The organism is Paraburkholderia sp. SIMBA_030, assembly GCF_046535245.1.
Taxonomy (GTDB): domain Bacteria; phylum Pseudomonadota; class Gammaproteobacteria; order Burkholderiales; family Burkholderiaceae; genus Paraburkholderia.
In genome coordinates, this window is sequence record NZ_JAWRXB010001659.1 from 1 (window position 1) to 235 (window position 235).

The following is a 235-nucleotide window of genomic DNA, read 5'->3' on the forward strand; positions in this document are numbered from 1 at the left end:
CGAGTGGCAGACGCCGCAGTAGAGCACCTCGATCTGGACGTCGAGGTCGCGCAGCGCGCGGCGCTGGAATTCGAACGGGGCGAGCGGCGATTGCGCATCGGTCGCCGCGTAAGCGTAGGTTGTGCTCATGCAGGGGGCTCCTTGTCCGGGAAAACATCCGGCGAAACAGACTGCCGCCGCGCCATGTGGCGGCGCGGCGAGACAGGTGCCCATCGTACGGAGCGAGCGGCCGCGG

The 235-nt window shown here is 68.9% G+C and carries 1 pseudogene; it reads right to left on the bottom strand.

The annotated features are described in order from the left end of the window. Positions 1-213: pseudogene (locus SB772_RS45655) on the bottom strand (NAD(P)-dependent alcohol dehydrogenase); the annotation flags it as partial. Between the last annotated feature and the right edge of the window lie 22 nt (positions 214-235).